The organism is Pseudoalteromonas sp. Cn5-37, assembly GCF_021532495.1.
In the GTDB taxonomy this organism is placed as follows: domain Bacteria; phylum Pseudomonadota; class Gammaproteobacteria; order Enterobacterales; family Alteromonadaceae; genus Pseudoalteromonas; species Pseudoalteromonas simplex.
On the sequence record NZ_JAKGBA010000018.1, the window covers coordinates 1 to 26,471 of the forward strand.

General features: G+C 41.7%; 23 protein-coding genes. 18 read left to right on the forward strand and 5 right to left on the reverse strand.

Annotation, left to right across the window (positions count from 1 at the left end):
- The first annotated feature begins 147 nt into the window (after positions 1 to 147).
- The 4 genes from L1266_RS16365 (at position 148) to L1266_RS16380 (ending at position 2,437) form a co-directional block, all read left to right on the forward strand.
- The gene (locus tag L1266_RS16365) at positions 148 to 1,041 is read left to right on the forward strand and encodes an AbiTii domain-containing protein (protein WP_235377932.1); all 894 of its coding nucleotides are present in this window, start codon (positions 148 to 150) and stop codon (positions 1,039 to 1,041) included.
- 91 nt (positions 1,042 to 1,132) lie between these two features.
- Positions 1,133 to 1,498, forward strand: a complete 366-nt coding sequence (locus L1266_RS16370; protein WP_235377933.1) for a hypothetical protein — start codon at positions 1,133 to 1,135, stop codon at positions 1,496 to 1,498.
- Between the two features lie 108 nt (positions 1,499 to 1,606).
- Positions 1,607 to 1,909 carry a hypothetical protein gene (locus L1266_RS16375; protein WP_235377934.1) on the forward strand — a complete coding sequence of 101 codons (303 nt, stop codon included), beginning with the start codon at positions 1,607 to 1,609 and terminating at the stop codon, positions 1,907 to 1,909.
- Positions 1,910 to 2,038: 129 nt separating this feature from the next.
- The gene (locus L1266_RS16380; protein WP_235377935.1) at positions 2,039 to 2,437 is read left to right on the forward strand and encodes a hypothetical protein; all 399 of its coding nucleotides are present in this window, start codon (positions 2,039 to 2,041) and stop codon (positions 2,435 to 2,437) included.
- A 423-nt stretch (positions 2,438 to 2,860) separates the two neighbouring features.
- Here the strand turns inward: L1266_RS16380 and L1266_RS16385 are convergent, their stop codons facing one another.
- Complete coding sequence (locus L1266_RS16385; RefSeq protein WP_442960612.1) at positions 2,861 to 5,269, reverse strand: TonB-dependent receptor; 2,409 nt, start codon at positions 5,267 to 5,269, stop codon at positions 2,861 to 2,863.
- Between the two features lie 197 nt (positions 5,270 to 5,466).
- Entirely contained in the window at positions 5,467 to 6,735 is a 1,269-nt protein-coding gene (locus L1266_RS16390) for a Xaa-Pro dipeptidase (RefSeq protein ID WP_235377936.1), read from the reverse strand.
- A 147-nt stretch (positions 6,736 to 6,882) separates the two neighbouring features.
- Between L1266_RS16390 and L1266_RS16395 the strand changes: the two genes are divergently transcribed.
- From L1266_RS16395 to L1266_RS16405, 3 genes are all read left to right on the forward strand, one after another.
- Entirely contained in the window at positions 6,883 to 8,706 is a 1,824-nt protein-coding gene (locus tag L1266_RS16395) for a DUF885 domain-containing protein (protein ID WP_235377937.1), read from the forward strand.
- A gap of 79 nt (positions 8,707 to 8,785) precedes the next feature.
- A complete protein-coding gene (locus L1266_RS16400) occupies positions 8,786 to 9,283 on the forward strand; it encodes a YcgN family cysteine cluster protein (protein WP_054552059.1) in 498 nt (165 codons plus the stop codon).
- Positions 9,283 to 9,807 (forward strand): RNA methyltransferase, encoded by a 525-nt coding sequence (locus L1266_RS16405; protein ID WP_235377938.1) that lies wholly within the window; start codon positions 9,283 to 9,285, stop codon positions 9,805 to 9,807. The genes L1266_RS16400 and L1266_RS16405 overlap by 1 nt, the downstream gene beginning before the upstream one ends.
- A 26-nt stretch (positions 9,808 to 9,833) precedes the next feature.
- Here L1266_RS16405 and L1266_RS16410 read toward each other — a convergent pair whose 3' ends face one another.
- On the reverse strand, positions 9,834 to 11,570 hold the full coding sequence (locus L1266_RS16410) for a hypothetical protein (RefSeq protein WP_235377939.1): 1,737 nt from the start codon (positions 11,568 to 11,570) through the stop codon (positions 9,834 to 9,836).
- A 179-nt stretch (positions 11,571 to 11,749) separates the two neighbouring features.
- Here L1266_RS16410 and L1266_RS16415 point away from each other — a divergent pair, with 179 nt between their 5' ends.
- Entirely contained in the window at positions 11,750 to 13,435 is a 1,686-nt protein-coding gene (locus tag L1266_RS16415) for a M1 family metallopeptidase (protein WP_235377940.1), read from the forward strand.
- A gap of 59 nt (positions 13,436 to 13,494) precedes the next feature.
- On the opposite strand, the gene L1266_RS16420 is transcribed toward L1266_RS16415, so the two are convergent.
- Together L1266_RS16420 and L1266_RS16425 are read right to left on the reverse strand one after the other, a co-directional pair.
- Complete coding sequence (locus L1266_RS16420; protein WP_235377941.1) at positions 13,495 to 14,448, reverse strand: carbohydrate kinase family protein; 954 nt, start codon at positions 14,446 to 14,448, stop codon at positions 13,495 to 13,497.
- Entirely contained in the window at positions 14,448 to 15,665 is a 1,218-nt protein-coding gene (locus L1266_RS16425) for an AGE family epimerase/isomerase (RefSeq protein WP_199528968.1), read from the reverse strand. Before L1266_RS16425 ends, L1266_RS16420 begins: the two co-directional genes overlap by 1 nt.
- Positions 15,666 to 15,802: 137 nt before the next feature.
- Between L1266_RS16425 and L1266_RS16430 the strand changes: the two genes are divergently transcribed.
- The 10 genes from L1266_RS16430 (at position 15,803) to L1266_RS16475 (ending at position 26,265) form a co-directional block, all read left to right on the forward strand.
- The gene (locus tag L1266_RS16430; protein ID WP_235377942.1) at positions 15,803 to 17,074 is read left to right on the forward strand and encodes a sugar MFS transporter; all 1,272 of its coding nucleotides are present in this window, start codon (positions 15,803 to 15,805) and stop codon (positions 17,072 to 17,074) included.
- Between the two features lie 347 nt (positions 17,075 to 17,421).
- On the forward strand, positions 17,422 to 19,320 hold the full coding sequence (locus L1266_RS16435; protein WP_235377943.1) for a methyl-accepting chemotaxis protein: 1,899 nt from the start codon (positions 17,422 to 17,424) through the stop codon (positions 19,318 to 19,320).
- 19 nt (positions 19,321 to 19,339) lie between these two features.
- Positions 19,340 to 20,419 carry a diguanylate cyclase gene (locus L1266_RS16440; RefSeq protein WP_228482467.1) on the forward strand — a complete coding sequence of 360 codons (1,080 nt, stop codon included), beginning with the start codon at positions 19,340 to 19,342 and terminating at the stop codon, positions 20,417 to 20,419.
- On the forward strand, positions 20,420 to 21,025 hold the full coding sequence (locus tag L1266_RS16445) for a DsbA family protein (protein ID WP_235373358.1): 606 nt from the start codon (positions 20,420 to 20,422) through the stop codon (positions 21,023 to 21,025). It begins immediately after the preceding gene.
- Between the two features lie 176 nt (positions 21,026 to 21,201).
- A complete protein-coding gene (locus L1266_RS16450) occupies positions 21,202 to 21,954 on the forward strand; it encodes a DUF3450 domain-containing protein (protein WP_235373357.1) in 753 nt (250 codons plus the stop codon).
- Between the two features lie 10 nt (positions 21,955 to 21,964).
- The gene (locus L1266_RS16455) at positions 21,965 to 23,332 is read left to right on the forward strand and encodes a MotA/TolQ/ExbB proton channel family protein (protein WP_235377944.1); all 1,368 of its coding nucleotides are present in this window, start codon (positions 21,965 to 21,967) and stop codon (positions 23,330 to 23,332) included.
- Positions 23,333 to 23,335: 3 nt separating this feature from the next.
- On the forward strand, positions 23,336 to 23,863 hold the full coding sequence (locus L1266_RS16460; protein ID WP_054552070.1) for a MotA/TolQ/ExbB proton channel family protein: 528 nt from the start codon (positions 23,336 to 23,338) through the stop codon (positions 23,861 to 23,863).
- 45 nt (positions 23,864 to 23,908) lie between these two features.
- Positions 23,909 to 24,322 carry an ExbD/TolR family protein gene (locus L1266_RS16465; RefSeq protein ID WP_036971869.1) on the forward strand — a complete coding sequence of 138 codons (414 nt, stop codon included), beginning with the start codon at positions 23,909 to 23,911 and terminating at the stop codon, positions 24,320 to 24,322.
- Between the two features lie 12 nt (positions 24,323 to 24,334).
- Positions 24,335 to 24,940, forward strand: a complete 606-nt coding sequence (locus L1266_RS16470; RefSeq protein WP_054552071.1) for an energy transducer TonB — start codon at positions 24,335 to 24,337, stop codon at positions 24,938 to 24,940.
- Between the two features lie 17 nt (positions 24,941 to 24,957).
- Entirely contained in the window at positions 24,958 to 26,265 is a 1,308-nt protein-coding gene (locus tag L1266_RS16475; RefSeq protein ID WP_138600832.1) for a tetratricopeptide repeat protein, read from the forward strand.
- Positions 26,266 to 26,471: the final 206 nt, after the last annotated feature.

Consider the following 26,471-nt stretch of genomic DNA (forward strand, 5'->3'; position numbering starts at 1 on the left):
AGGCCAGAAAAAGCAAATTCCCATAGCATAAACAACACCAACTCTGACACACCGAGTAGGTAGCGGCTCAGTCCAACAAGCGATTATGCAACACAAACTGCGTGTCGCATAAATACTAAAATGTTATGAAATCAGGAGAAATACTGAGTGACTGGACTGGTCTTGGAACTACAAAGAGATGCTCTCGATCGCAATGTAAGGGTAAGCGACTTACTAAGAAAGGCGTTTGTCATATCTCGAAAGCTAAATATCTCGGAGATACAAGAGTGGATTAATTATGAATTAAATGGATACCCTCGTGAAGAGGATATAATTCCTGACTACAGAATGATTTACGGAACTCCAAAGATTTGGAACCCATACCATGGTTGGCAACCATTGAATTTCGGTGACCCAAAGATGGCCGACCAATTATCCAGCCGAAAGAACTCTCAAGCTATTGGTGAGTTAGATGAACTGGTAGCGAAGGATGCGTCAGGGGGGTTATATATGCCTTACCCTCAACACATAATTAACTGGCTAATGGAGCGCATGAATGTTCCTTTGCAGCCTTCACTATTAGTGCCTCATACTGAGGTCATTGGAATCTTGGATGCTGTTAGAAATAAAGTGCTCGACTGGGCATTGCAACTTGAAACGCAAGGAGTATTGGGAGAAGGGATGAACTTCACAGAAAAAGAGAAACAGTCAGCACATACCGTTACATATCATGTAACTAATAATATTGGTAGTATGCAAAACTCTCAATTGCAACAAGATTCACCGAATGCTACTCAGACCCTAACGGTAAACATGGATTTGAAGCAGTTGGCTGGTTTTATCGAAGCACTTAAAGGGCAGGTAGATGGATTACAGTTAAATTCAGCAGAAAAAGACGAGCTGTGCGCCGAAATCGCAACAATTGAACATCAGATTGCTTCACCTAAACCAAAACCAGTGATTGTAAAGGAATCTTTAAAAACGGTTAGATCTTTGTTGGAAGGTATCGCTGGCAGCATGATAGCAAGTGGCTTGCTGGCTCAGTTAGCAGCTTTTTTGTAGTACTTTCATAACAAGCGCATGTTGTCGGACTGGTTTTCCGCTGCGCTCCAAACCAGCCGCAAATGCGAGCGTTATTTTTCTTGAAAAAATTATGCAACCTGAAGTCGCAACCATTAATGACTTATTCGTAAACTATTTTACTGGCAAAGATTTCGAAAATAATTATGGGGTGCAAGTTACTTCATTAAGTAATTTAAACTCTCTGGTAACGGTGAAATTAAGCTTTTTAAAAAATCATATATACTGCTGTGGTGAGTTAACTTGCCATTTTAAAGCTGATTTCGCTCAAATAAGGAAGCGGGCAAAAAATTTAGGTGTTACCTTAGCTCAAAACTTAACTATAAAATTTGATGTAATCATTGAAGATGGTGCGTTATTTACGTTAGGTGATTCAGCTCAAGTAAGTAAAGGGTTTAAATATACTGAGAGTTTTTGTGAAAATATGCACGAAACATAACAAAGCAATCATTTATGGGACGTCTAAAGCTTGGCTTGTGCTCCTTCGTCGCTGATTTTTAGCCAAGAATTTTCAGCTCCTTACTAATGTGCTATAAGGAACAATGATTTGGAAATTATTCTTTTCTTTCTATTTTTTAGCATTGGATTTGGGCTTTGGATAAGGGCTAGTATAAGTTTAGGTCAGTTGTTTAATAAAGCTCTTGGAGAAGAGGGACTTGTTAAGCAAATCGAGAACCAATTGAAATACTTTGACCAGTTTTGGGGTTTGATTTTCGGAAAACCAGATAATTATAGCATTTATCGACCAGAACTAGACCCTTATATTAAAAAAGCGAAGTCAGATCTAAAGCAAGCTTTCGTGGTAATCCTCTTTATTGTGATTTGTCTGGTAGTTAGTAGTGCCTTATAACAAACAAATTATGGCACTCGCTACCGCTCGTTGGGACGCAAAACCTTGGCGTGCGCTCTCGTGACTAATTTTAACCAAACATAGTAGCAGACAGTTTTTCGTTATCTACTTAGAGAGAGCCTGAGTTAAATGGATGCATTGAGCAAGCTTCAAGAAAAAAATAAAATCCACTCTAAGCATCAGCGTAATGCTAACTGGAGCGCAGTTTGGGCGCTTTTACTAATGAGCCCATTGTTATTTAGCTATGGCAACGAATTTTACTTTTCTGTGATAAAAAACATTCAAATTGAGGCTCCGCAGCCATTTATAGTCTTATTTGGCTCGTTATGTTTTGGTTTACCTTTATTAGCTATCGGTGACTGCATGCTTTTCAAGCGCGTTAATAAATTACTTCTTTTAATTATCGCAGAAGCTTGGTTTATCTGTTTTTGGGTTGTTACTCCATTATCTTGGTTGGCATTTTTACCGTTGATTCCTGCATTTGTGATATTACAAATACAGCTTCCTAAAATAGGGACACATAAGTAAAAGGTATATAACAAGGTAATAAAGAGGGTAAATTCATAGTTGGCTGTTTTCACCATGTTCAACAGTGCCAGCGAACTATAAATTTATTATTAATTAGGAGAGAGCTATCCATGGAAGCACTGAAGCAAATTACTGAAAGCCTATCTAACTCCTGCAGTATTCCGCTAGTAGTGCATTAACAGAATCTGCACTATTAATTTCATCGTTATAATTTTTAGAGAACTCCGCCCATGTGAAGTATGTGTTTTCCATTGTGATTCCTTTAAATGAAACTAGCATTGCAACTAGAAAAATTGCCTTAAAATTCACAAAATCCCTCAAAATTATCTGTCATTTATAATCTATCATCTTATGTTTAATATCAAAAATCCAAACAAAAAAGCGCGGCTTAACTAAGCCGCGCTTTTTGCAATCAATTCACAACTACAGTGTGTAGCTAAAAGTTAATTTAGCATTACGCTCTTCACCTGGCATTCCGCCTAAGAACATTGCTTTTGAGTAATAGGTTTTGTTAAACAAGTTATTTAGGTTTAACTGTAGTTTCCAATCATCTGTTTGGTATTGAATGGCGGCGTCGTAAACCGTGTAGCTTGGTACGTAGCCATCAGGTATACCAAACGAGGTTGAGTTTGTGCTGCGGTCATCAACATATTGTACGCCTGCGCTAATTGTCAGTGGCTCGGCTAAATCAAACCATTTAGCGTCATAGCTTAACCAGCTGCTTGCTGTTACATAAGGCACACCTTTTTGACGAGTATCGAAAGATGATGAGTTAGGGTTTTTCTTATCGCGGGCGTCTTGATACACCGCGTTTACATTAAGTTTCCACTGCTCGTTTAAATCGGCATTTAAATCAAGCTCAACACCTTTGGTTTGCTCTTCCCCATCGTAAAAGCTTTTTGGTACTGAGGCATCAGATACACCGGCTTCGTACTCTGGGTTGGCATACTCAAGGTTGGTACGAGCACTATCAAATACCACAAGTGAGGCCAGTAGTTGATCGTCAAATGCTTTTACACGCATACCAATGTCGTTACTGACTGACTCGGCGTCATCTCGGTCCGCTTCGTTACCTGACACACTACCAAGTACACTGTAGGCTGTGCGGCCTTTAGAGTGGTTTACAAAGAACGAAATATCATCGCTAAGTTTATAAGTTGCACCTAGGTTATAGGTCATACCGCTGTCTGATGTATCTGCTTCTGGCGTTGGCTCGGCGGCACTAGCACGGTAGCGCGCATCAACACCAAAGTGTTCGTAGCTTTGTTTAATACGGTTAAACGCAACACCTACACGGGTTGTGAAAGTGTCGTGAATATAGGCAACATGTTGAATACCCACACCCCAAGCTTGAACCTTTTTGTTGTAATCGCTGGTATTTAGCGGATCGTAGTCGTAAAAGCTGCCTTCGCCCCAGTTCGGGTTACGAATATCAAAAATGTAAGGTAATTGACCTTGGTAAATTACCTCTCCATCTTTGTTTTTAATGACCTTGTCGGCATCGTAAATTGAGTATTGTTTAAAACGAATATCGCGGTCTTCGTAGTTGGCGTTTACAAGTAGTTCGTTATCGATTCCGGCAAAGCTAAAGTCATAACGTAAGTCAGCAAAGTATTGCCATGATTTTTCGTCAGCCTCTACTTGGCGGTATTCTTGGCGACGCGCTGCAAATGGGTAAAGTACGTCATCAACCACTAAAGGAGCGCGCGGGTCGGCATTGATTACGCCATTACGGTTCCAATAAACATAGTTATAAGCACCCGTTTGGCGGGCAAAGCTCGATTCGTAATTACGGTATTGAAGTTGCTGATTTAAAAATAAATTATCAGTAATAAAGTAGTTATGGGTTAACTTAAAGCGCAGCTCTTCGCCTTCGTTGTCATTCGCCATTGGCGAGATGATACCGTTATGACCAAAAGTGTAAGGTGTTAGGCCATCATTTGCTGCCAGTGAGTCAGCTAATTGTTGGCGTTGCTGTTCGGTTAGTTGCAGGCCTTGTGCAGTTGCGTCGTTAATTAAATCGGCGGCGGTTACTTCACCTGCGGTTTTGCCATTCACTGAGTCGCTGTTAAAAATACGAATAGGGTGGCCAATTGAGTCAACGGCAATGGCATCTTTAATATAAGCGGCAGAAATCATGATGTCTTGTTTGTCGCTTAATACGTATTTTAACGCGCCATAAATTTCATCACGGTCGTCTTTTAAGTCGCGGTAGCCATCGCTGCGAGCGGTTTTTGCGTTAACGCGATAAGCAAGGTTGTCGGTTAATGCTGCTGTGCTATCAAAGCCTAATGAGTAGCTATCCCATTGACCAAGTTCTGCATTTACCGTGTGTTTTTCAGTAAATTGTGGTTTCTTTTCAATAAGGTTGATAACACCACCTGCGCTACCCATACCATATAAACCTGTTGCAGGGCCTTTAAGTACTTCTACAGATTCAACATTGGTCATTGAGCGTGTAGGGTTAAAGGTGTTACCTAGGCCTGCACCGCCATACATGCCATCGTAAGTATAGTTAGCGCCTAAACCGCGGATCACTAAGTTATCGCCAATACCATAGTTGTTACCGGCTTGGGTTACACCACTGATGTTACGCACTAAGTCTTGTAAGTTAGTTGCGCCTTGCGAGTTGATAAGCTCTTGATCAACAACTACAACAGGTGCAGGTGTTTCCATTAGGGTCATATTTGACTTTGTGGCAAGGCCAGATTCAAGTACCACACGGTTTTGTTTGTCGTAAACGGTAATACGTTCAACTGAGTCTAAATCGTTGGCGTTTGCATTGAATGCGCTTAAGCAGGCTAGGGCTAAAATTGAATATTTATATGTCATGATTATAGGTAATTGTCGAAATTTTTCGGCAATGATAATGCGAGACATTTTCATTTCAAGTTTTATTTAACCATTATGAGTATTTTTTTAACCTAGATACATTTTTTTAACGGGTGTGTTTTTTGTTGGTAAATTTGTTTTCAAAATGGTTACATGAGGTGTGGTTGGCTTTGCAAGTGCAAAGCCAACATTGTCGCTTATTTAAAAACTTTACCGTCTTTCATTACAAATTGTACATCTTCAAGTACTGCAATGTTTTCAAGCGGGTTGCCTTTAACGGCAATAATATCGGCTAAAAAACCGCTTTTGATTTGCCCAAGTTGATTATCAGCTTTAATTAGTTTGGCACTATTGATGGTGGCAGACTGCAATGCTTGCAGCGGTGTCATACCAAATTCAACCATACGCGAAAACTGCTTTGCGTTATCGCCATGAGGGTAAATCGCTGCATCGGTACCAAATACCATGTTTACACCTGCTTTTACTGCGCGGCTAAAGCTATCACGTTGCTTTTTAGATACTTGGCGTTCTTTATTGAGGTTTTCTTCTGCAACCCCATTTTGTTCACCAAAGGCAAGGGTGTACTCAGTGTTGTAAATATCCATTGAGAACCAAGTGCCGTGTTTTTTCGCAAGTTTAATGGCTTCGTCATCGACAAAGCTAACGTGCTCAACACTGTCTACGCCGGCAACAATGGCCGCTTTAATACCACTGGTACCGTGCGCATGGGCTGCAACGGTTAGGCCACGTAAATGAGCTTCGTCAACAATGGCGTTCATTTCATCTTGGCTATATTGTTGAATACCGACTTTTGTGCCTTTTGAAAATACCCCGCCTGTAGCGCAAAACTTAATAGCATTAGCACCGTACTTAATGTTTTCCCGTACTTTAGCGCGCACTGCCCATGGGCCATCAGCAACACCTTCGGCGGTGTATTTCATTTCTGGTGGTAAACGGTTGTTATCACAGTGACCGCCAGTAACACCTAAAGACGGGCCAGCCGCCCAAATACGCGGGCCAATAATATCGCCTGCATTAATGCCATCGCGTACTGCAATCACGCTGTAGCCTTCTGCGCCTAAGTTACGCAGCGTTGTAAAACCTGCATACAGTGTTTTTTCGGCAAAGTGTGCCGCTTTAATTGCTTTACGCGGAATCGATTGACCAATTCGCTCAGTGCGCGGCACGGTAGGATCGCTCGTTAAATGCACATGCATATCCATTAAACCCGGCAGCAAAGTCAGTTCTGGTAATTGAATGTGCTTATCGCCGTCTTTTAAGTTTGGCTGTTTATTGCTTTGCACAGCTGTAATTTGACCATTATCTATACTAATAAGTGGTGATTTAATCAGTTTACCTGAATTTACATCTACCATGGCTTTTGCCGATAAGTAGGTTGTTGCGTAGGTATTTAAAGAGGTTAGGCAAGCTAGGCCTAGGCTAATAGCAAGAGCTGTCTTTTTCATTTTTATTCAAAATTGGTAAGTCGAGCCGCCACTCTAGCAATCAGCTTACAAAGTGTAAATAAACTGCGATAAGTTGCAGCGATACTTGCTAAATAGGGAACTAAACCCTCATAATTTACGCGTACTTAATATAAGGGCAGGGAAAGAATGAAAAACGTAAAACTAGCACTACTTAGTTCGGCAGTGATGTTTGCATTACTTGGTTGTAATGAATCAACGCCAAGCAACGAAAAAACAACGCAGGCAGTAAGCAAACAAGCACCAAGCGCAACGTCAGCCACAGAGCAACTTGATACATTACTAGCAGATTACTTTGAAGCAGGCTTAAAGTTTAGCCCTGTTAGCGGCACTTACATTGGCCGTAGTGAATTTAACGATCAATTTATTGCACCCATTAGTAAAGCCAACCGCGACGAGCGGCTTAATTTTGTTAAAGAATACCAAAATAAATTAGCAATTATCGACAAAGCGCAATTAAAGGGTCAGTCATTATTGAGCTACGAAATTCTAGCACGCGATTTAGACCTTGCGATTGAAGGTGCTCAATTTCCAAGTTACTTAATGCCAATTAACCAAATGGGCGGGGCACATAATACCTTTGCTGCGTTAGGCTCTGGGCAAAGTGCACAACCTTTTAACACGGTGGAAGATTATCAAGCATTTGAAAAACGTGCTGATGGTTTCATCGCGTGGTTAGGCAGTGTTGAGCAATCAATGCGCCAAGGCATGAAAGACAAAGTGGTTCTTCCTAAGCCGCTTGCTGAAAAACTATTACCGCAATTTCAAACTCATATTGTAGAAAAACCAGAAGAGTCATTATTCTGGGGGCCAATTGCTCAGTTACCTGAGTCTTTCAGCGACGAGCAAAAAGCACAGCTAACAAGCGCGTACACGGCGATGATCAGCGAGCGTTTAGTTCCTGCGTATCAAAAAATGGCTGACTTTTTAGCGAATGAATATATTCCAAATGCCCGTGAAAGCATTGGTTACAGCGACCTACCAAATGGTAAAGCATGGTATGAGTATCAAATTAAACAGCATACAACGCTTAGCCTAAACGCCGATGAAATTCATGACATTGGCTTAAGCGAAGTATCGCGTATTTTATCTGAGATGAAAAAAGTCAAAGAGACTGTTGGTTTTGAAGGCGATTTAAAAGCGTTTTTTGAACACCTAAGAACCTCAGATGAGTTTTACTACGATACGCCAGAAGAGTTAATTGCCGCGTACGAAGCTGTAAAAGAAAAGATTGATGCTAAGCTGCCGCAAATGTTCGATATTGCGCCAAAAGCGCCATACGTTGTAAAAGCAGTTGAAGATTTCCGCGCTGAATCTGCTGCGGGTGCATCTTACCAGTCGCCAGCGCCAGATGGCTCACGCCCAGGTATTTTCTATATCAATACCTTTAACCTAAAAGCACAGCCTAAGTTTTTGCTTGAAACCTTGTCTATCCACGAAGCCGCACCGGGTCACCACTTTCAAATTGCCTTGCAACAAGAAATTGAAGGACTACCGCTGTTTCGTAAATTCGGTGGCTACACGGTATTTGCAGAAGGTTGGGCATTGTATGCAGAAAGTTTAGGTAAAGAGCTTGGCTTATTCACCGACCCTTACATGTGGTACGGCCGTTTATCAGATGAGCAATTACGTGCAATGCGCTTAGTGCTTGATACTGGTTTCCACGCAAAAGGCTGGACACGTCAACAAGGTATTGATTACATGTTGGCGAACTCATCTATGGCCGAAAGCGACATTATTGCCGAAGTTGAGCGTTACATTGCATGGCCGGGCCAAGCGCCGTCGTACAAGTTAGGTCAGTTCAAAATTCAAGAACTACGTGACTACGCGAGCAAAGAACTGGGCGATAAGTTCGATATTAAAGCTTTCCATACGCAAGTGCTGATTGATGGCGCATTACCGATGCCAATTCTTGAAGAGAAAATTAAGCGTTGGGTTAACGAGCAAAAGTAATCGCTCAAACTCGCTAAACTTTGCGCGCATGCTGGCTTTACGCTAGAATGCGCGCTGTTTAGGGGCTTTGAGTAATACCATGTTAGAAGATCAATTTTGGCTTAAGCGCTCGCTTGAGCAAATGTCACAACCCGAATGGGAAGCCATTTGTGACGGCTGTGGTAAATGTTGTTTAAACACGTTTATCGACAGCGAAGACGAAGATGAATTTACCGCAACGGATCAACTTCGCGAGGGTGAAGAACTCATTTTCACTAATATCGTTTGCCAATACCTAGACAACGACACCTGTGGGTGTAGCGAATATGCGAACCGCCAAACTTTGGTGCCTTCATGTGTAAAGCTCACTAAAGAAAACCTAAAAGATATCTTTTTTATGCCGCAAAGCTGTAGCTACCGTCGCCTTTACGAAGGCCGTGGCCTTGCGTCTTGGCACCCGTTACTGAACGGTGGCAGCAAAGACATGATGCATGAGCTGGGTATTTCTGTGCGTGACAAAACAGTGAAAGACTGCGACGTAGACCTTGATGACTTTGACCTTTACGTGGCCGAATGGCCAACCAGAGACATTGATTAATGAGCGCCCTTAAAGCAATCATTGGCCTGTTAAACCCAAAAAGCCCAACCAATGTGGGTGGCGTACTACGTGCTGCGGGTTGTTACAACGCCAAGCAGGTGTTTTTTACTGGTAGCCGCTATTTACGCGCTAATAAGTACCATACCGATACTAAAAATGTGCTTGAGCATATTCCGCTCACGCAAGTTGAAACCCTAGAGCAAGCAAAGCCTGAAGGTGCCACAACGGTGGTGATTGAGCTTGTTGAAGGTGCAACGCCGCTGCCTGAATTTAAGCACCCTGAAAACGCATTTTATGTGTTTGGCCCTGAAGATGGCTCGGTGAGTAAAGACGTGCTGAAATGGTGTGATGAAGTGGTTTATGTACCAACCATAGGTTGTATGAACCTAGCTGCAACCTGCAATGTTGTGCTGTACGACCGACTTGCCAAACTCGGTGGTATTGAGAGTTCTAACGACACCATCTGTAATAGTCGAGACACCAACAACTCACTTAAATGGCAACAAAAAAAGAGCGCTAAATAGCGCTCTTTTTAGATTCAAACTCAAAATTACTTTTTAGTAATTTGTACGTTACTCTCAAGGCCGATGCCGTTATCGGTAATGTCTGTGGCAAAATAAACACCGACAGGTTGGTCGCGAAGGGAGTCAAGCTCAGCCATTTCTTCATCACTTAATTGACCCGTTGATGCAATTGTATCAAGTAAAGGTAATAAGATTTTTTGTACGTCGAATGCCATGTTCACAAAGCCATTTTTAGTGACACTTTGCGACTCTAAGGTTTCGGCGATTTGTGCTGACTTATCACCCGTGAAAATCACAATATTATTGCCTTTAAGTGCCATTTTTATATCAAAGTTAAGTGGCACAGGCGATGGAATGTATTCATTGATCAGTACTGCATCACCATTGGCTGGTAGTTTTATGTTAGCAAGGGGCGGTACAAAACCTTGCGCAATTGAATACAAGCCATGGGCATCAGTCGCCGATAGGGTAACGATGGCATCAAGCTTGTCTATTTGTGGGCCGTTGTAGTCATCGATAGTAAGTGCAGCGTCTTGAACGCTGACACTCATACCTTGTACGCCATTAGCAAAGCCCGACATCATAGCAAGGCCAGCAGTGCTCACTTCTTGCATTTCATTTTGTAGTGCGACAATTGGGCCACAGTTAAACTCAGCTGACTTAATTGCACCGGTTAGTGTATTGGCCAGTGGCAGTACTTTTGCAACATCAATACCATAGGCAACACTCATCATTTGCCCGTCAAGCCCGGTGGTATGTTTTGGTACAAAACCACGCACAGCTTGTAGGGTATTTAGTAAGTCTTGATCTGTGCTTTGCAATACTGCTTTTACGTCAAAATCGGCGTAGTCGGCGGTAATACGTGTTCTTGTTGTGCCTGATACTGTTGCAGGCCATTTAGCGGCTATGGCTGCTATATCATCTTGACACTCAGGTGTTGAAATCATTGCTAACGCATTTGCTTGCTGGGCTCTATCAAGTAGTTCTTTGAGCATCTGGTGTAAGCGAGAGTCTTCTTTGCCTGTCACAGCATTGGCTATACGTTGATGATCAACAAAGCCAACCGAATTGCCATCAAGTGAGAAAGTTTTAATAAGCTCAGGTAGTTTTTTAGTTTCAGCCAGTGATTGAGCCGGTTTTTCTACGCCAAGGGCTATACGTAAGTCTTGGTCATTAGAAAGCGCAGTGGTCAGCGTTAAGGTAGCCCAATTATTGTGAGTTGATGCAATTAGGTTGAAGTTATCTAAGCCTTCAAGCTCAATCGCAAAGCGCGTGTAACTTACGCCTTCAAGGCTTTCCGTAGTATAAGCAATACCGGCTTCATCAGCAGATTGTTTAATGCTATTGATAATGCTGCTTTGATCAGCGACCTGAAAACGCACAATCGGCATTAAACCTTGCGCATACATCATGCCTTTGTAGTCATCACCAAAGCCCCATATCGATTTGAAGGCATCGTAAGAGCTCAATGATTGCTGGTATTTTTCCATCAGTGATGCAAGGAATAGGGCATTCTTATCATCAACTGTTTTAAGCTCAGCAATAATGGGCGTTAAATCGCTCGTGCCTTTCATTGCATCTGGCATAAGCGCAAAGTATTTGCTGTACGGAAACGGTTTAAGTTGACCATAAAAAACTGCCGTATCGGCAGGTACGTAGGCAAGCTCAGGTAAATCTACATCAACACTGGCTTTATTTTGTGAGTACAACAACGCACCTGCAACAATCGCAATTGCGCCCCCAGCAAGAAGCTTATTATTCATAGCATGAATTCCTTTTTCTAAAATTAGGAGAAAACATACCATGAAAGCCGTTTTCTGACCAATGTTGCTGTATTAAACGGATTGAATTTTTGTAACAAGTTATTCACCGCAAAGCACAGTTTTAACTTTTAACCTATGTCATATTTTAATAATACAAATAACAACATGGAGTAGATGTTTTGCAGGTAACTCAATTATTTAAAAGCGTGTCAGCCGTTGCTATGACCGCCATTCTAGCGAGCTGTAGTGTTAAACCTTTGCCACTTGAGCCAAGAGTTGGTGATACCGGTCAGCCATTATCGGCAGTTGCACTGAAAAGCGATGTGCAATTTTACGACTTATCACTTGAAGTGTTTCCTGATGATAAACGCATTAAAGGGGTGTCGAAAACGCAGTTTAAAATGCTATCTGCAAGCCAATTTGTTGAACTAAAACTTGATAGCCGGTTTTTAATCACTGCAATTACCTCAGACGATAAAACACTTAACTATACCCGCAATGCAGGTGTGCTAAACATTGATTTAGTTAAGCAATACCCTGCGGGTAGCACAGTAAGTGTTGCTGTGGCCTATGAGGGCAACCCCCATATTGCTAAAAACGCGCCTTGGGATGGCGGGTTTGTATTTGCTGAAACAGAAAGCGGCGAGCCGTGGATAGCTACCGCAGTGCAGGGCGAAGGTTGTGATTTATTCTGGCCTTGTAAAGATCATTTTGCTGACAAAGCCGATAGCATGCGCATAAGGCTCACGGTACCAAATGGCTTAAGTGCAGTAACCAACGGGGTATTGCAAAGCGTAAAACCAGTCGGAGCAAACAAACAACAATTTGATTGGCTGCTATCTGTGCCTGCAAGCGACTATAACATTGCCCTGAACATAGGCCCGTATCAACGTATTGAGCGTAGTTATACTAGTATTAATGGCACTGAGGTTCCGATTGAATTTTGGGCACTTGCTAAACACACACAGCAAGCGTCGATGCTAATAGAGCAGGATTTGCGTTCTCAAGTCGCGTTTTTTGAGCGCTTTTTAGGGCCTTACCCATGGGGGAATGACAAACTGGGCTTTGTTGAAACACCGCATTTAGGTATGGAACATCAAACGATCAATGCTTATGGTAAAAAATATAAGCGTGATGCTGGCGGTTATGATTGGTTATTACAGCATGAGTTAGCTCATGAGTGGTTTGGTAATTTAATGACCCATGAAAAACTCAACGATGCATGGCTACACGAAGGCTTTGGCAGTTACATGCAGCCAAGTTATAGCTTGTATAAATTCGGTGAAGCGGCCTATAACCACAGCATGTATAAGTCGTATTTAGGGCTTAAAAACTGTCAGGCCATTGTACTTGATGGCGACATAACCTCAGATCAAGCATTCAACCCTGATATTTATGGCAAAGGCAGTTGGACTTTACATACCTTACGCTGGTTAATTGGTGATGAGTTATTTTGGCAAGCCACCCGTGAGCTGCTTTATGGGGTGAACGACACCAAGCAATTAGCTTACCCAATTTCACCGCGATATCGAAATACCGATGAGTTTATTGCTATTGTTAACCGCTTAACGGCGAAAGATTATAGCTGGCTGTTTGATGTGTATTTAAAACAGGCTCAATTACCTGAACTTGATGTTATTCAATCAGCTAACAGCTTAACGCTGAAATGGAACAAAAACTCTTTGCAAGATAAGCCATTCCCTATGCCAGTTCCGGTGCAAATAAACGGTTCGTTGCAAACTTATTATGTTGAAAATGGCGAGATTAGCATTGCTTTAAAAGCGGGGGATCATGTGGTGATCGATCCAAACATGAAGGTGTTTAGGTATTTACCAATGATCGATAAATGTAAAACTGACCAATAGCGAAGAAGCCCAGCATAAACTACTTTATACTGGGCTTATTACTCAACCTAAACAAAGTTCTAGGCTAAATCGGCTGCGCTTGGTAAAGACGCAAATGCACCATAACGGCTTACAGCAAAAGCGCCAGCTTTAGCTGCATAAGCAATGGTTTGTTCGATGTTAGCTGGGGTTTGACAAAACGCTTTAAAACTTTGTTTGTTTTCACAGTGCTGGCCAATCTTTGACAGCATGCCGCCAATAAACGCATCGCCTGCGGCTGTGGTATCAACTACTTTTGTAGCTGGTGGGCTAACTTGACCTTTAAAGTCTGCGTGATAAAAGCTGATTGCTTCGCCGCCATTGGTAACTAGCAAACAGGTTACACCGGCCTTTAAAATGGCATCAATAGTATGCTCAAGTGGCATTTCTTGATGGCTTCTTTGATTTAAAAACTCAAGCTCTTCAAATGAGAGTTTAACGATATCTGCCAGAGAAATAACATGCCACATTCTATCAAGCGTATGGCGCATACTTGGCCACAGGTTTTCGCGCAGATTCATATCAAAGCTACAAATTGCACCTGCTTTTTTCGCCTGCGTTAAACCATAAATTGTTGTTTGATAGATATTGTGCTCAGTTAAACTGTTGCTGCATACGTGCATGATGGCGTGATTTGCAAACATTGCATGCTCAAAGTCGTCCACTCGATACAGTAAATCGGCAGCTGGTGGGCGATAAAAACTAAACGAGCGTTCGCCATTTTCATCGAGTGATACAAACGCCATTGCTGTTTTAGCCGCATCGGTGAATGTACAGTAATCAGTGTTTACCGCATGCTGCTCAAGCTCTTGTTTAATAAAGTGACCGAACATATCATCGCCTAGCATACCGCAAAAGCTGGTGTTTAGGCCTAGTTTTGCTGCTGCAACAGCCACATTGGCAGGTGCGCCACCTGCGTATTTGGTAAATGACTCTGGTTGTTTACCATCTGATAAAAAGTCGATTAATGCTTCGCCAAAACACACTAAACTCATTATGCATTCCTCAAGGTTAAGGTTCTTAATACTTCGTAGCAGGCACCCATAGTATGGTAGTCGGTTTTGCCTGCTGGCGATTTTTCGTCACTGTAGGGTTGGTTTTGTGCTGATAAAATGCGATACCACGCACCATATTGGTGATCTACCATATGTTGCCAACTGTATTGCCAAATTTTTTCGTACCATTGCCAATAGCTTTCGTCATTTGTGGCATCAGCGAGTAGGGCTGCTGCGGCTAATGATTCGGCCTGCACCCAAAAGTATTTATCGCTATCACAAATTTGTTTATCTGGTGCAAAGCCATAGAAAATGCCCCCATGTTGCTGATCCCATGCAATCCTAAGGGTTTCATCAAACAGGCTTTTAGCGCGCGTTACCAGCCAAGGTTCATCAATATGGCGGTTTAAAATAAGTAACAGTTTTGCCCACTCAGTTTGATGACCTGGTTGAAATCCCCAAGGTCTAAATAAATGCTGCGGGTCATCTTTGTTGTAATCTAAATCGAGTTGCCAATTTTTAGAATAGTGTTCCCAGACAAACTGTTGGCTCTGTGCAGCCAGTTTTACTGTGAAAGTTTCGGCAAGTTGTTTAGCACGTTTTAAATAACGGGTCTCGTTGGTTGCTTCAAAACACATCAGTAAGGCTTCGCATAAATGCATATTGGCATTTTGGCCGCGATAGTCATCTGCACAGCTAAAATCGGCATTTTGCTCATCTAAATAGGCATTATGCTGGGGTTCAAAGTAGTGCTGCTCTAATAAATCCCAAACTTGCGAAAGGGTATTTTTGCAGTCGTTTACCCCTGCTTTTAAGGCTACTGCGTTTGCAAGCATAACAAAGGCAAGCCCGTAGCAATGATTGGTGTCGTCTAACACGGTTACTTTGCCGTTATCATCTTGCTCAATAAGCCAAGCATAACCACCAGATGCTTGTTTATGCGCATGTTCAAGGTGAGCTAAACCATGTTTAGTGAGGCTTAAATATTCTGGCTCTTTAAACTCTATGTACGCCATTGCATAGTTAAAAACAAAGCGGGTGCTCGAGACTAAATGGCGAGTGTGTTTATCGTAGATCGCGCCATTATTTTTAAAAAACTGATAAAAGCCAGCTAAGCCATGGGCTGAATGATCAACACAATGGGGGTGATAAAAAGCAAGGGTATCTTGAATATGCTGCTTAAGAAAATCAGGGCTTTTAAAGTTAACTGTGGCCATGCGTTATTAATAAATCTGTGTACATCTTGCAACTATAGCAGGAAATAAAAATATTGGAACGTTCCTAGTAAATCTTTGTGCTATTTTTACTTCAATGTGTAGAATCAAAGGTAACTTGTTAACGGAGTGAAAACCACGTGAGTGAAATAAATACAAACCAATCGTTTGTCGCCGATGGTTCGCAGCAAAATAAAAACTACCTGCTACCACTGACAGCAATGACAACCCTGTTCTTTTTATGGGGTTTTATTACAGTTTTAAATGACGTGTTGATCCCGCGCTTAAAAGGGGTATTCGATTTAACCTACACAGAAGCAATGCTGGTTCAGTTTTGTTTCTTTGGTGCTTACTTTATTGTGTCGCTACCAGCGGGTATGTTGGTTAAAAAAATGGGCTACAAAAATGGTGTACTAACTGGCTTAGTCGTAGCATCAATTGGCTGTATGTTATTTTACCCAGCGGTTGTAGTACATGAGTACTGGTTATTTTTAGGTGCGTTATTTGTATTAGCGGCAGGTATTACCGTATTACAGGTATCTGCTAACCCGTACGTTGTGGCGTTAGGTCCTGAAAAAACGGCGTCGTCACGTTTAAATTTAGCTCAAGCACTTAACTCACTCGGTACCACAGTTGGTCCATATGTGGGTGGTATTTTATTCTTTGGTACAGCAGGCACACTAGCTGCAAACGCGGCCACCGCTGAATCTGTCAAAGTGCCTTACCTTATGCTTGCAGCTGCACTACTGACCATTGCTGTAGTATTTGCCTTCTTTAAATTACCCGTGATTGCAGAGCACACAGAAGAGCAAGACTGCAAAGCGAAAGGCCACAGCCTAGCTGAAGCACCTCATTTAATGATGGGTGTTGTAGGTATCTTCTGTTACGTCGGTGCTGAGGTTTCAATTGGTAGCTTCTTAGTAAACTACTTTGGCGAAGCGCACATTGCTGGCCTTGAAGAGCATGCGGCGGCAAGCCTAATTGCTTATTATTGGGGCGGTGCAATGGTGGGTCGTTTCATTGGCTCTGCAGTATTGCAAAAGATTGCGCCTTCAAAAGCGTTATTCTTTAATGCCATGATGGTTATTGTATTGCTGTTAGTGACTATATTCACTGAAGGTGATGTGGCGCTTTATTCAGTACTTGCGATTGGTTTATTCAATTCAATCATGTTCCCGACTATTTTCTCTGTTGCTATTGAAGGCCTAGGTTCACTCACAAGTAAAGGTTCGGGTTGGTTATGTTTAGCAATCGTTGGTGGCGCCTTAGTACCATTAGTACAAGGTGTGGTAGCTGATACAGTAAACATTCAACAAAGCTTCTTTGTACCTGTGATTTGTTATGCTTTTATCGCTTGGTATGGCTTAAACGTTGTACGTTTAGCAGATAGCTGGAAAAAACGCATCAGCTAAAAATAACTATTAATAAAAACCCCGCACAGAGTTGCGGGTTTTTTTTGTGCCATTTTTTGCTTTAGCCAATAAAATTAGATGACAGAATGATTTAATGAATACGTATTCAGGGGTGATTAAAGCGGTAATTTATAGGAACGTTCCAAGGGGTGTTTTGCTGCTTTTTATTAATGTGGCTTTATAAGTTGAATGTGCTGCCGCTAATAAAGTAATTGATTTATAAAGAAAGCGTACTTTAATTATAAGTAACGATTTCCTAGTTTTAGCTTAATTTTATAAGACAAATGGCTTTAAATTTGTTAAATATAAAAGTGCTAACAACGAAAAAAATAACAAATAGGTTTGTCATGCAAAGCTCCAAAAGCACTTTGAAATTTACCACCAAGGTAACTGCGGCTGCATCACTGGTTTTAGTGATTGTGCTCGGATTATTTACCGTCAATAACTTCGTCTCTATGCGCAGTCAAACACAGGAACAACTTTCGCTTGTTCTGCAAGAGATTTCTCAATCAGTATCGCAAAATATAGCTAACTGGTTAAACGCTAAATTAGCGATTGTTTCGTCTGTCGCAGACACCTATCAGCTAGGTGATAGTAAAGAGTTAACACTTAAACAACTAAACACAGCCGACAAAGCAGGTGATTTTAAAAATACCTATATTGGTATCACTGATGGCACTTTTGTATTGAATGATCAATCGGTTGTTTTACCACCTGATTACGATGCTACCAAACGTCCATGGTACAAACTTGTTGAAAATAAAAGCAGTACTGCGTTTACAGCCCCTTATATTGATGTAACTACCAATGAACTAACTATTTCTGCTGTAGCGCCAATGCAAGCAAACGGTGTGTTTAGTGGTGTTGCGGGTGCCGACATCGACATGAAAACGATTACCAAAATCGTCAACGAAATTGACTTTTTAGGGTTTGGTTATGGCTTTTTACTTGATAGCGAAGGGCATATTTTAAGCCACCCAGAAACGAAGTTTATCGATAAAAACATGCGTGACTTATTTGGCAAAGACTTATCGCTTCAATCTGAGTTCGTTGAAGTTCAAATTGATGACTCAGACAAATTAGTATCGTTTACCAAGGTTAAAGGTATTCAAAACGTTGATTGGTATTTAGGTGTAGTTATTAACGAGGAAATAGCTTATTCATCGGTTGCCTCATTTAGAAATATGGCAGCTATTTATATGCTGTTAGGTATTGTCGCGATTGTACTGATGATGCAGTTTTTACTTCGTTACTTAATGCGCCCAATGCAGCGCTTGAACGATGCAATTAAGGATATTGCACAAGGCGAGGGGGATTTAACCCGTCGTCTTGAAGTTGAAAATAATGACGAGTTTGGTGAGTTGAGCCATTACTTTAATGCGTTCATCGAGAAGATTCATACATCAATCGAGCAAGTTAAAAATACCACCGTTGAGCTTGAGCGCTTAGTTGAGAGTTTAGTTAATCAAACGCAAGGCACGCTCGACATGTATGCTGACCAAACAAAGCGTACAGATAACGTAGCAACTGCAATCAATGAACTGACATCGAGTGCGGTAGAAATCTCAAATAGTGCAAGTAATGCGTCAACCTTAGCAACCAGTGCTAACAGCCAATCATTACAAAGCCAATCTGCATTAGCTGATAATTTAACGGCAATTAATGCTTTATCTCGTAATATGGAGCAGGCGCAAAAAACCATTAATAGTTTAGATGCACACACCGTAAGCATCGGCCAAGTGCTTGAAGTGATCAAAGGGGTTAGTGAGCAAACTAATTTACTAGCCCTTAATGCCGCAATCGAAGCTGCCCGTGCGGGTGAAGCGGGTCGAGGCTTTGCGGTTGTCGCCGACGAAGTACGCCAACTTGCGCATCGTACACAGCAATCAACGCAAGAAATCGAAGACACAATTTCTCAGTTACAACAAGGCTCTGCGTCTGCGGTTGAAGTAATGACGGCAAGTATTCGTGATAGCGAAAAGAGTGTTGAACAAGCATATGTAGCAGGCGATAAAATGGCTGAAGTAACTCGTGCCATTGAGTCAATTGATGAGGTGAACCACAGTGTTGCAAATGCCACGACTGAGCAAAACCAAGTCATTCAAAGTTTAGACAGTGACATACACTCAATTAGCGAGCTTTCTAATCAAGGCCAGAGCAATCTGAATAACACCTTAAACGAGTGTACAAAATTAAAAGCACAGTTTTATGAGCTCGAAAAATTAGTGCTCAAATTTAAAGTTTAGTTGTTAAGAGACTGCAATTTTGGATCAAAACTGGCTTAATGCCATTACTTTAAACAGTGTCGACACGGCGGATAAACAGCGCCGTGCCTTCACCTTATTTACCATGGCTTTTTTTGCCATTGTTTTAATCACTTCGTTGGTGTTATCTAACTATCAAATTTACGCTTTACCATTAACTATTATGTTGGTTGTGAGTGACGTAACCATCGTGCTGTGCATGCTGTATTACTTTCGCACAGGTGCTCTGGTGCCTGTTAGCTGCATTATTTTATCTATTATCTTATTGCTTTGTATGGCCTTAGTGTACACCGGCGGTAAAGAGAATACTGCTTTATATTGGCTAATGTTTTACCCCATTGTGGCTTATGTCACCTTAGGGTTAAAAGTGGGCAGTGTATTGGTTGGGATTATGTATGCTAGTGCAGTTGCACTGCTGTTTAGCCCTAATTTTGGTCAAGCACACTATGGGCAAGTTGAAACTTCACGCTTTTTAGCGTCCTTTAGTTTAGTAATTTTGTTCGCTGCGATTAGCGAATACTTTAGACAAAAAAGCCATCAAAAAATTGCTGGTATTACCTTAATAGAAAAGCGCGATGCATTAACCGACCCACTTACTGGCCTTGCTAATCGTCGTTATATTTATGAACATATTCAACCCCGCCTTGAAGCTGAAGCGGCAAACTACTTACCTATGTCGGTATTATTAATTGATTTAGATAATTTTAAGTCACTCAACGATAGTTATGGCCATGATTTTGGTGATCAAGTACTTATTGCATTTACTTCTATGTTGCACGATAAACTGCGAGGAACCGATATAAAAGCACGCTATGGCGGCGAAGAGTTTATTATTTTGCTACCTAAAACAGGGCTAACAATTGCACACTCTGTAGCTGAAAAGTTGCGCGCTTTTGTTGCTCAAAAACAGATCCCCTATGATGTTGGGCAATCTATATCTATAACTTGCAGTATTGGTATTGCCAGCCTCGAAAGGGGAAGCCAATTTAGTAAAGCAATTAAGCATGCTGATGAAAACTTGTATAAGGCCAAAGCAAAAGGGCGCAATCTAGTTGTATCAGGTTTAAGTGAGGTTAATTAAATGGCAAAGCTAATTTATGTTTATGACCCAATGTGTAGTTGGTGCTGGGGCTTCAGAGAAACTTGGTTAAAGCTTCAAGCAGCCATTGGCGACAAACTTGCTATTGAATATAAAGTGGGTGGCCTTGCGCCTGATTCAGATGAGCCAATGCGAAAAGAAATGCAGCAGTTTTTACAGCAAACATGGCAGCGCATTGAGCAGCAACTTGGCACACCATTTAATCATGAGTTTTGGCATACCGCGCAACCGCGCCGTTCTACTTACCCAGCATGCCGTGCAGTGCTTGTCGCAAGGCAGCAAAATAAAGAGCAAGAGATGCTTTATGCCATTCAAAAAGCCTACTACCTAGATGCACAGAATCCATCTGACATCAGCACCCTTGCAAGCCTTGCTGAGCAAATAGGGTTAGAAAAAAACGCATTCCTTAAAGAAATAGAAAGTGAAAAAATAAATTCATTACTTATGGACGAAATAAACCAAGCGAGAAACTTACCAATTCAAGGCTTTCCGTCTTTAGTCCTTGAAAATAAAGGGCTCTATGCTGCTGTCCCTGTTAATTATCAAGACTGGCAAAGTACTTATCAGCAAATAACATCTCATATTTAGTTCCCGAAACCCTGCAACTTTTGACTTATCTTTGCGCAATATAAACTAATTGTTACAGCTGTCATATTTTTGTATTTTTTGCGCAACATGCTTGTCATTTTTCATCGTTATCCTTTCGCACAATAAAACAACCCAACTAGCAAATTAAGCTAACTTAACGAGTAAAGGTGTATGCGATGAAAGGCGTTAAACCACTGATTTTAGCAGGTATTGTAGCGGCATCTGCAGCAGTACATGCAAACGATCTAGATAAAGTAATTGATAAAAGCAGCGAGATAAACAAATCTGCAGCGCAATCACAAACTAAAATCGACAAGATTGCAGATTCAATGCAAGGTCGTTTACAACAATTCAAAGCCCTTAATAAAGAAATTGACGGCTTAACTGTTTATAACGCGCAACTTACTAAGCAATTAAACAACCAAATTGCAGAAATGGACGCGTTAAACGAGTCAATGGATCAGGTATCAGTTATTGAGCGTCAAATTACGCCGTTAATGATGCGTATGATCACAGGTCTTGAGCAATTCGTTGCACTAGACGTGCCTTTCTTAACTGAAGAACGTAGCAACCGTATTGCATCATTAAAAGAAATGATGGACCGCGCAGACATTACTTCAAGTGAAAAATTCCGCCGCTTACTTGAAGCTTACCAAGTAGAAGTAGATTACGGTCGCACTATCGAAGCGTACACAGCATTACTTAACGTAGATGGTCAAGAGCGCGAAGTGGATTTCTTACGCATCGGTCGTTTAGAACTTATTTATTTAACACGCGACGGCAAAAAAGCAGGTAGCTGGGATACACAAACAAAATCGTTTGTTGAATTACCAGATTCTGCAATCAGCCAAATCAACAAAGGTTTACGCATTGCACGTAAGCAACTTGCCCCAGATATGTTAACACTGCCAGTCCACGCTGCTGAATAAGAGGTTTGAGATGAAATTATTAACGAAAATGACAAAAATGGCCGTGTTTGCAGCTGGCCTTGGTTTTGCTGGTAGCAGCCTAGCAGCTGAGCCAATGGATTTAGACTCATTACTAAAAACATTAGAGCAAGGTAAAGCACAGCAAAGCGCTGAAAATAAACAACGTGAACAAGAGTTCATGGCGCGTCAAAACGAACAAGTACAAATGCTCAAAGATACACAAGCAAAACGTACTGCAATGCTTAACGAGTCGGAGCGCTTAGAAACTCAGTTTGAAGAAAACGAAGTAAAGCTAGCTAACTTAACAGACACGCTTTCAAACCGCATGGGTTCACTTAAAGAGCTATTCGGTGTGTTACAACAAGTAGCGGGTGATTCAAGCAATAAATTCATGACGTCAGTTGTTTCTGCAGAGCTTCCTGGTCGTAGTAACTTCATGGATGAGCTGGCACAAAAAATGGGTTCAACGTCAAAGCTTGCTTCTATCGATGATATCGAAAAAGTATGGTTTGAATTACAGCGCGAAATGACTGAGCAAGGTAAAGTATCTCGCTTTACAACAGATGTTATCGTCGAAGGTGGCAGCAAAGCACAAAAAGAAGTGGTGCGCGTTGGTGCATTTAACTTAATCGCTGATGGTAAATACCTAGAGTACACACCAGCTACAAATACAATCAGCCAGCTTACGCGTCAGCCTAGCAGCCGTTACACAGCAACGGCTGCTGATTTACAACAAGCAAACTCAGGTGTTGTACCGTTTGCACTTGACCCAACTGGCGGTTCAATTTTAGGTCTTTTAGTTCAAGCACCAGATACTGAGGAGCAAGTTCATCAAGGTGGTACAGTTGGTTACATTATCTTAGGTATTGGCTTAATCGCTTTACTAATTGCACTTGAGCGCTTTGTATCTCTGATGATTATGGGTAGCAAAATCCGTCGTCAGCTTAAAGACACAGTGGCACGTGATGACAACCCTCTTGGTCGCGTAATGAAAGTGAAAGATCAGTACCCAGATGTAGCGTACGACACGCTTGAGCTTAAATTAAGCGAAGCAATCATTCGTGAAATGCCAAAAATTACTCGTAACCTGACGCTAATTAAGATTATCTCTGTGGTAGCACCACTACTTGGTCTACTAGGTACGGTAACCGGTATGATTAACACCTTCCAAGCAATTACCTTGTTTGGTACAGGTGACCCTAAACTAATGGCGGGTGGTATTTCTCAGGCACTTGTAACAACGGTACTTGGTCTGGTTGTGGCTATCCCTACAGTATTCTTATACACACTTCTTAACACGCGCTCTAAAAACATGCTGTTGATTTTACAAGAGCAAAGCGCAGGTATCATCGCAGAGCGAAGCGAGAAAGGAGCATAAATCATGGTGCTATTGATTGATGCAATCAATGCTCTACGTGATTTCCTCGACACAGGTGGCCAAGTTCTCTTGGTCATCGGGGTCCTCATCTTCGCGATGTGGTTATTGATACTTGAGCGTTTTATGTATTTTTTTGGTGGCTTTAAACGCTACAAGAAAGACGTAAAAAGCACTTGGAGCAATAGAGCAGAGCGTAACAGCTGGAACGCAGAGCAAATTCGCCAAGCGATGATTTCACGCGCTGGCATGCAACTAAATAATAACCTTGCGCTAATCAACGTAATGGTTGCGTTATGTCCACTTTTAGGTCTGTTAGGTACCGTAACTGGCATGATCGAAGTATTTGATGTAATGGCAATCACAGGCACAGGCAGTGCACGTTCGATGGCATCAGGGGTGTCTAAAGCCACTATTCCAACAATGGCCGGCATGGTGGGTGCACTTTCAGGGGTTTTCGCATCAACGTTCTTACAACGTCGTGCAAAACGCGAAGTGCAATTACTTGAAGACAACATGGTCTTAGACCACTAAACGAATTTTAGGGTGATGTGAGCATCACCCACTAGGAGACTAATAATGAGAGCGCCACTAGGTAACTTATTTCAAGAAGACGACGCTGAAGAAATCAACATGACGCCAATGCTAGACGTTGTTTTCATCATGCTTATCTTCTTTATCGTAACTGCATCATTCGTAAAAGAAGCCGGTATTGATGTAAACCGCCCTGAAGCAGCAACAGCAGTGAAAAAAGAGCGTGCCAACATCTTAGTTGCTATTTCTGACAAAGGTGAAATTTGGATCAACAAACGCCAAGTAGATGTTCGTGCAGTTCAAGCAAATATCGAGCGCTTAAAAGCTGAAAACCCACAAGGTAGCGTGGTTATTCAAGCTGATAAGAAAGCCACAACCGATGTACTTATTAAAGTAATGGATGCATCGCGTGCTGCAGGCGCATTTGATGTGTCGATTGCTGCGCAAGAAGCATCATAAGGAATGTGAGCAATGCGTTATATAGTTGCATTAATCATCGCTGGTATCGTGACTGTTATGCTGTTTTTAGGCATGCAGGCACTGATCACCGGTGGTGAAGGGGCCATGTCTGAGCCCGTAAAAGGAAACGTACTTGATTTTGTTCGTCTGAAAAAAGAAGAGACAGTGCAAAAGAAAGAACGTAAACCGCAAAAGCCACCAACGCCAAAAGAGCCACCTCCGCCAATGGAATCACCGCAAATGCAAAACAGTGATCCTAACGCGAGTAATGCCAACTTTGACTTTGGTGCCAGTGTTGAAGCCGACGTTAACTTAGCTGGCGGCTTAGCCCTCGAATCAAGCGATGGTGAATACCTTCCGATTGTAAAAGTAGCGCCTGTTTATCCACGCCGAGCTTTATCGCGTGGTATCGAAGGCTATGTGATTGTGGAGTTTACAGTAACCAAGCAAGGCACAGTTCGTGACCCGAAAGTGATTAAAGCTGAACCAGAATCACTGTTTGACCGCGCTGCGATGGATGCAGCACTTAAATTTAAATATAAACCGCGCGTTGTTAACGGTGAAGCTGTTGAAGTAGCGGGCGTACAGAACAAAATTTCTTTCCAAATTAACGGTTAGAAAAGAGGAATGCGATTATGAAACCTTTAAAAGTTGCCGTGATTTGCGCGGCTGCTTTCACAAGCAGCCTTGTAGTCCCAAGCGTTGTTAGCATGTTACCAGGTGTGACACTTGCAACAGCTTACGCTGAGGAGCAAAAAACCAAACGAGTACCTGCACTGCGTGAAAAAGTGTATAGCCAATTAGCACGAGCACAAAAGCTGGCTGATGATGGTGATGCAAAAGCAGGGCTAGAAGCACTTGATAGTATTCAAGAGCGCTCTTCAAGCATGAACTCGTATGAAATTGCCATGATGCATAATTTCTACGGTTTTATTTACTACAACGAAAACGACTTAGATAAAGCAATTGCCTCGTTTGAAAAAGTAGTAAACGAAGATGCGATTCCAGAAACATTACGTGTAAGCACCACCTTTAGCTTAGCGCAACTTGCCATGGCTAATAGCGATTACGAAAAGGTAATCAAATATTTAGCACAGTGGGATGTGATTAACGACAAGCCGAAAACAGATGCTTATTACGTATTAAAATCTCAAGCGTATTATCAGCTTAAAGATTACCAAAAAGGCATTGAGAACATTAACCTAGCTATCGCTGAAGCCGACAGCAAAGGTGAAATGCCAAAAGAAAACTGGTTAATCTTACAACGTGCAATGTACTACTCACTTAATCAGTCTGACAAGGTGGTAGAGGTACTTGAGCGTTTAGTTAAGCTTTACAACAAGCCAGAGTACTGGGTTCAGTTAGGTGGCATGTACGGTGAAACGGGCGCAGAGAAAAAACAATTAGCGATTTTAGAAGCGGCATATCAACAAGGTTTCATGAAATCTAAATCAGATTTACGTCAATTATCACAAGTGTATTTATACAACGGCCTGGCTTTTAAAGCGGCGAACGTGATGAGTAAAGCTATGCAAGACGGTGTCGCTGAAAAATCAGCGAAAAACTATGCCTTTGTTGCAGAAGCAATGGTACAAGCAAAAGAGGGTGAAAAGTCACTTGCTTATTTTGCAAAAGCCGCTGATTTAGTGTCGCATGGTCAGTACGAACAACGTATTGCAGAGGTAAGCATTAACCTTGAAAAATATGAAGAAGCAGCGGATGCAGCACGTAAAGCCCTAGATAAAGGCGGCTTAGAGTTTGAATCAAATGTGTATGTTGCCTTAGGTATGGCGCAGTACAATTTACAAAACTTTGATGCCTCGATTTTAGCGTTTGAGCAAGCGGAAAAACACAAAAAGTCGCAGCGTTTAGCTGAGCAATGGATCAAGTATGTGAAGCGTGAAAAAGTGCACGCCGAAACATTACGTACCGCTTTACTCTAAATCGTATTCAACAGGTAAGCGTACAAAAGAACTAATTTATAATCGCAACACCAAAGCTGCCTTCGGGCGGCTTTTTTCCGTTCCTAAAATTTACTAACTTACTCTTTTTTAAATAATTAATATTGTCATTTTATGTTTATTAAAGTGTAACTAGTTTGTCATACAGCTCCCGTAAGGTAGTCGCAGTTTAAAACTCAAGTGACCCA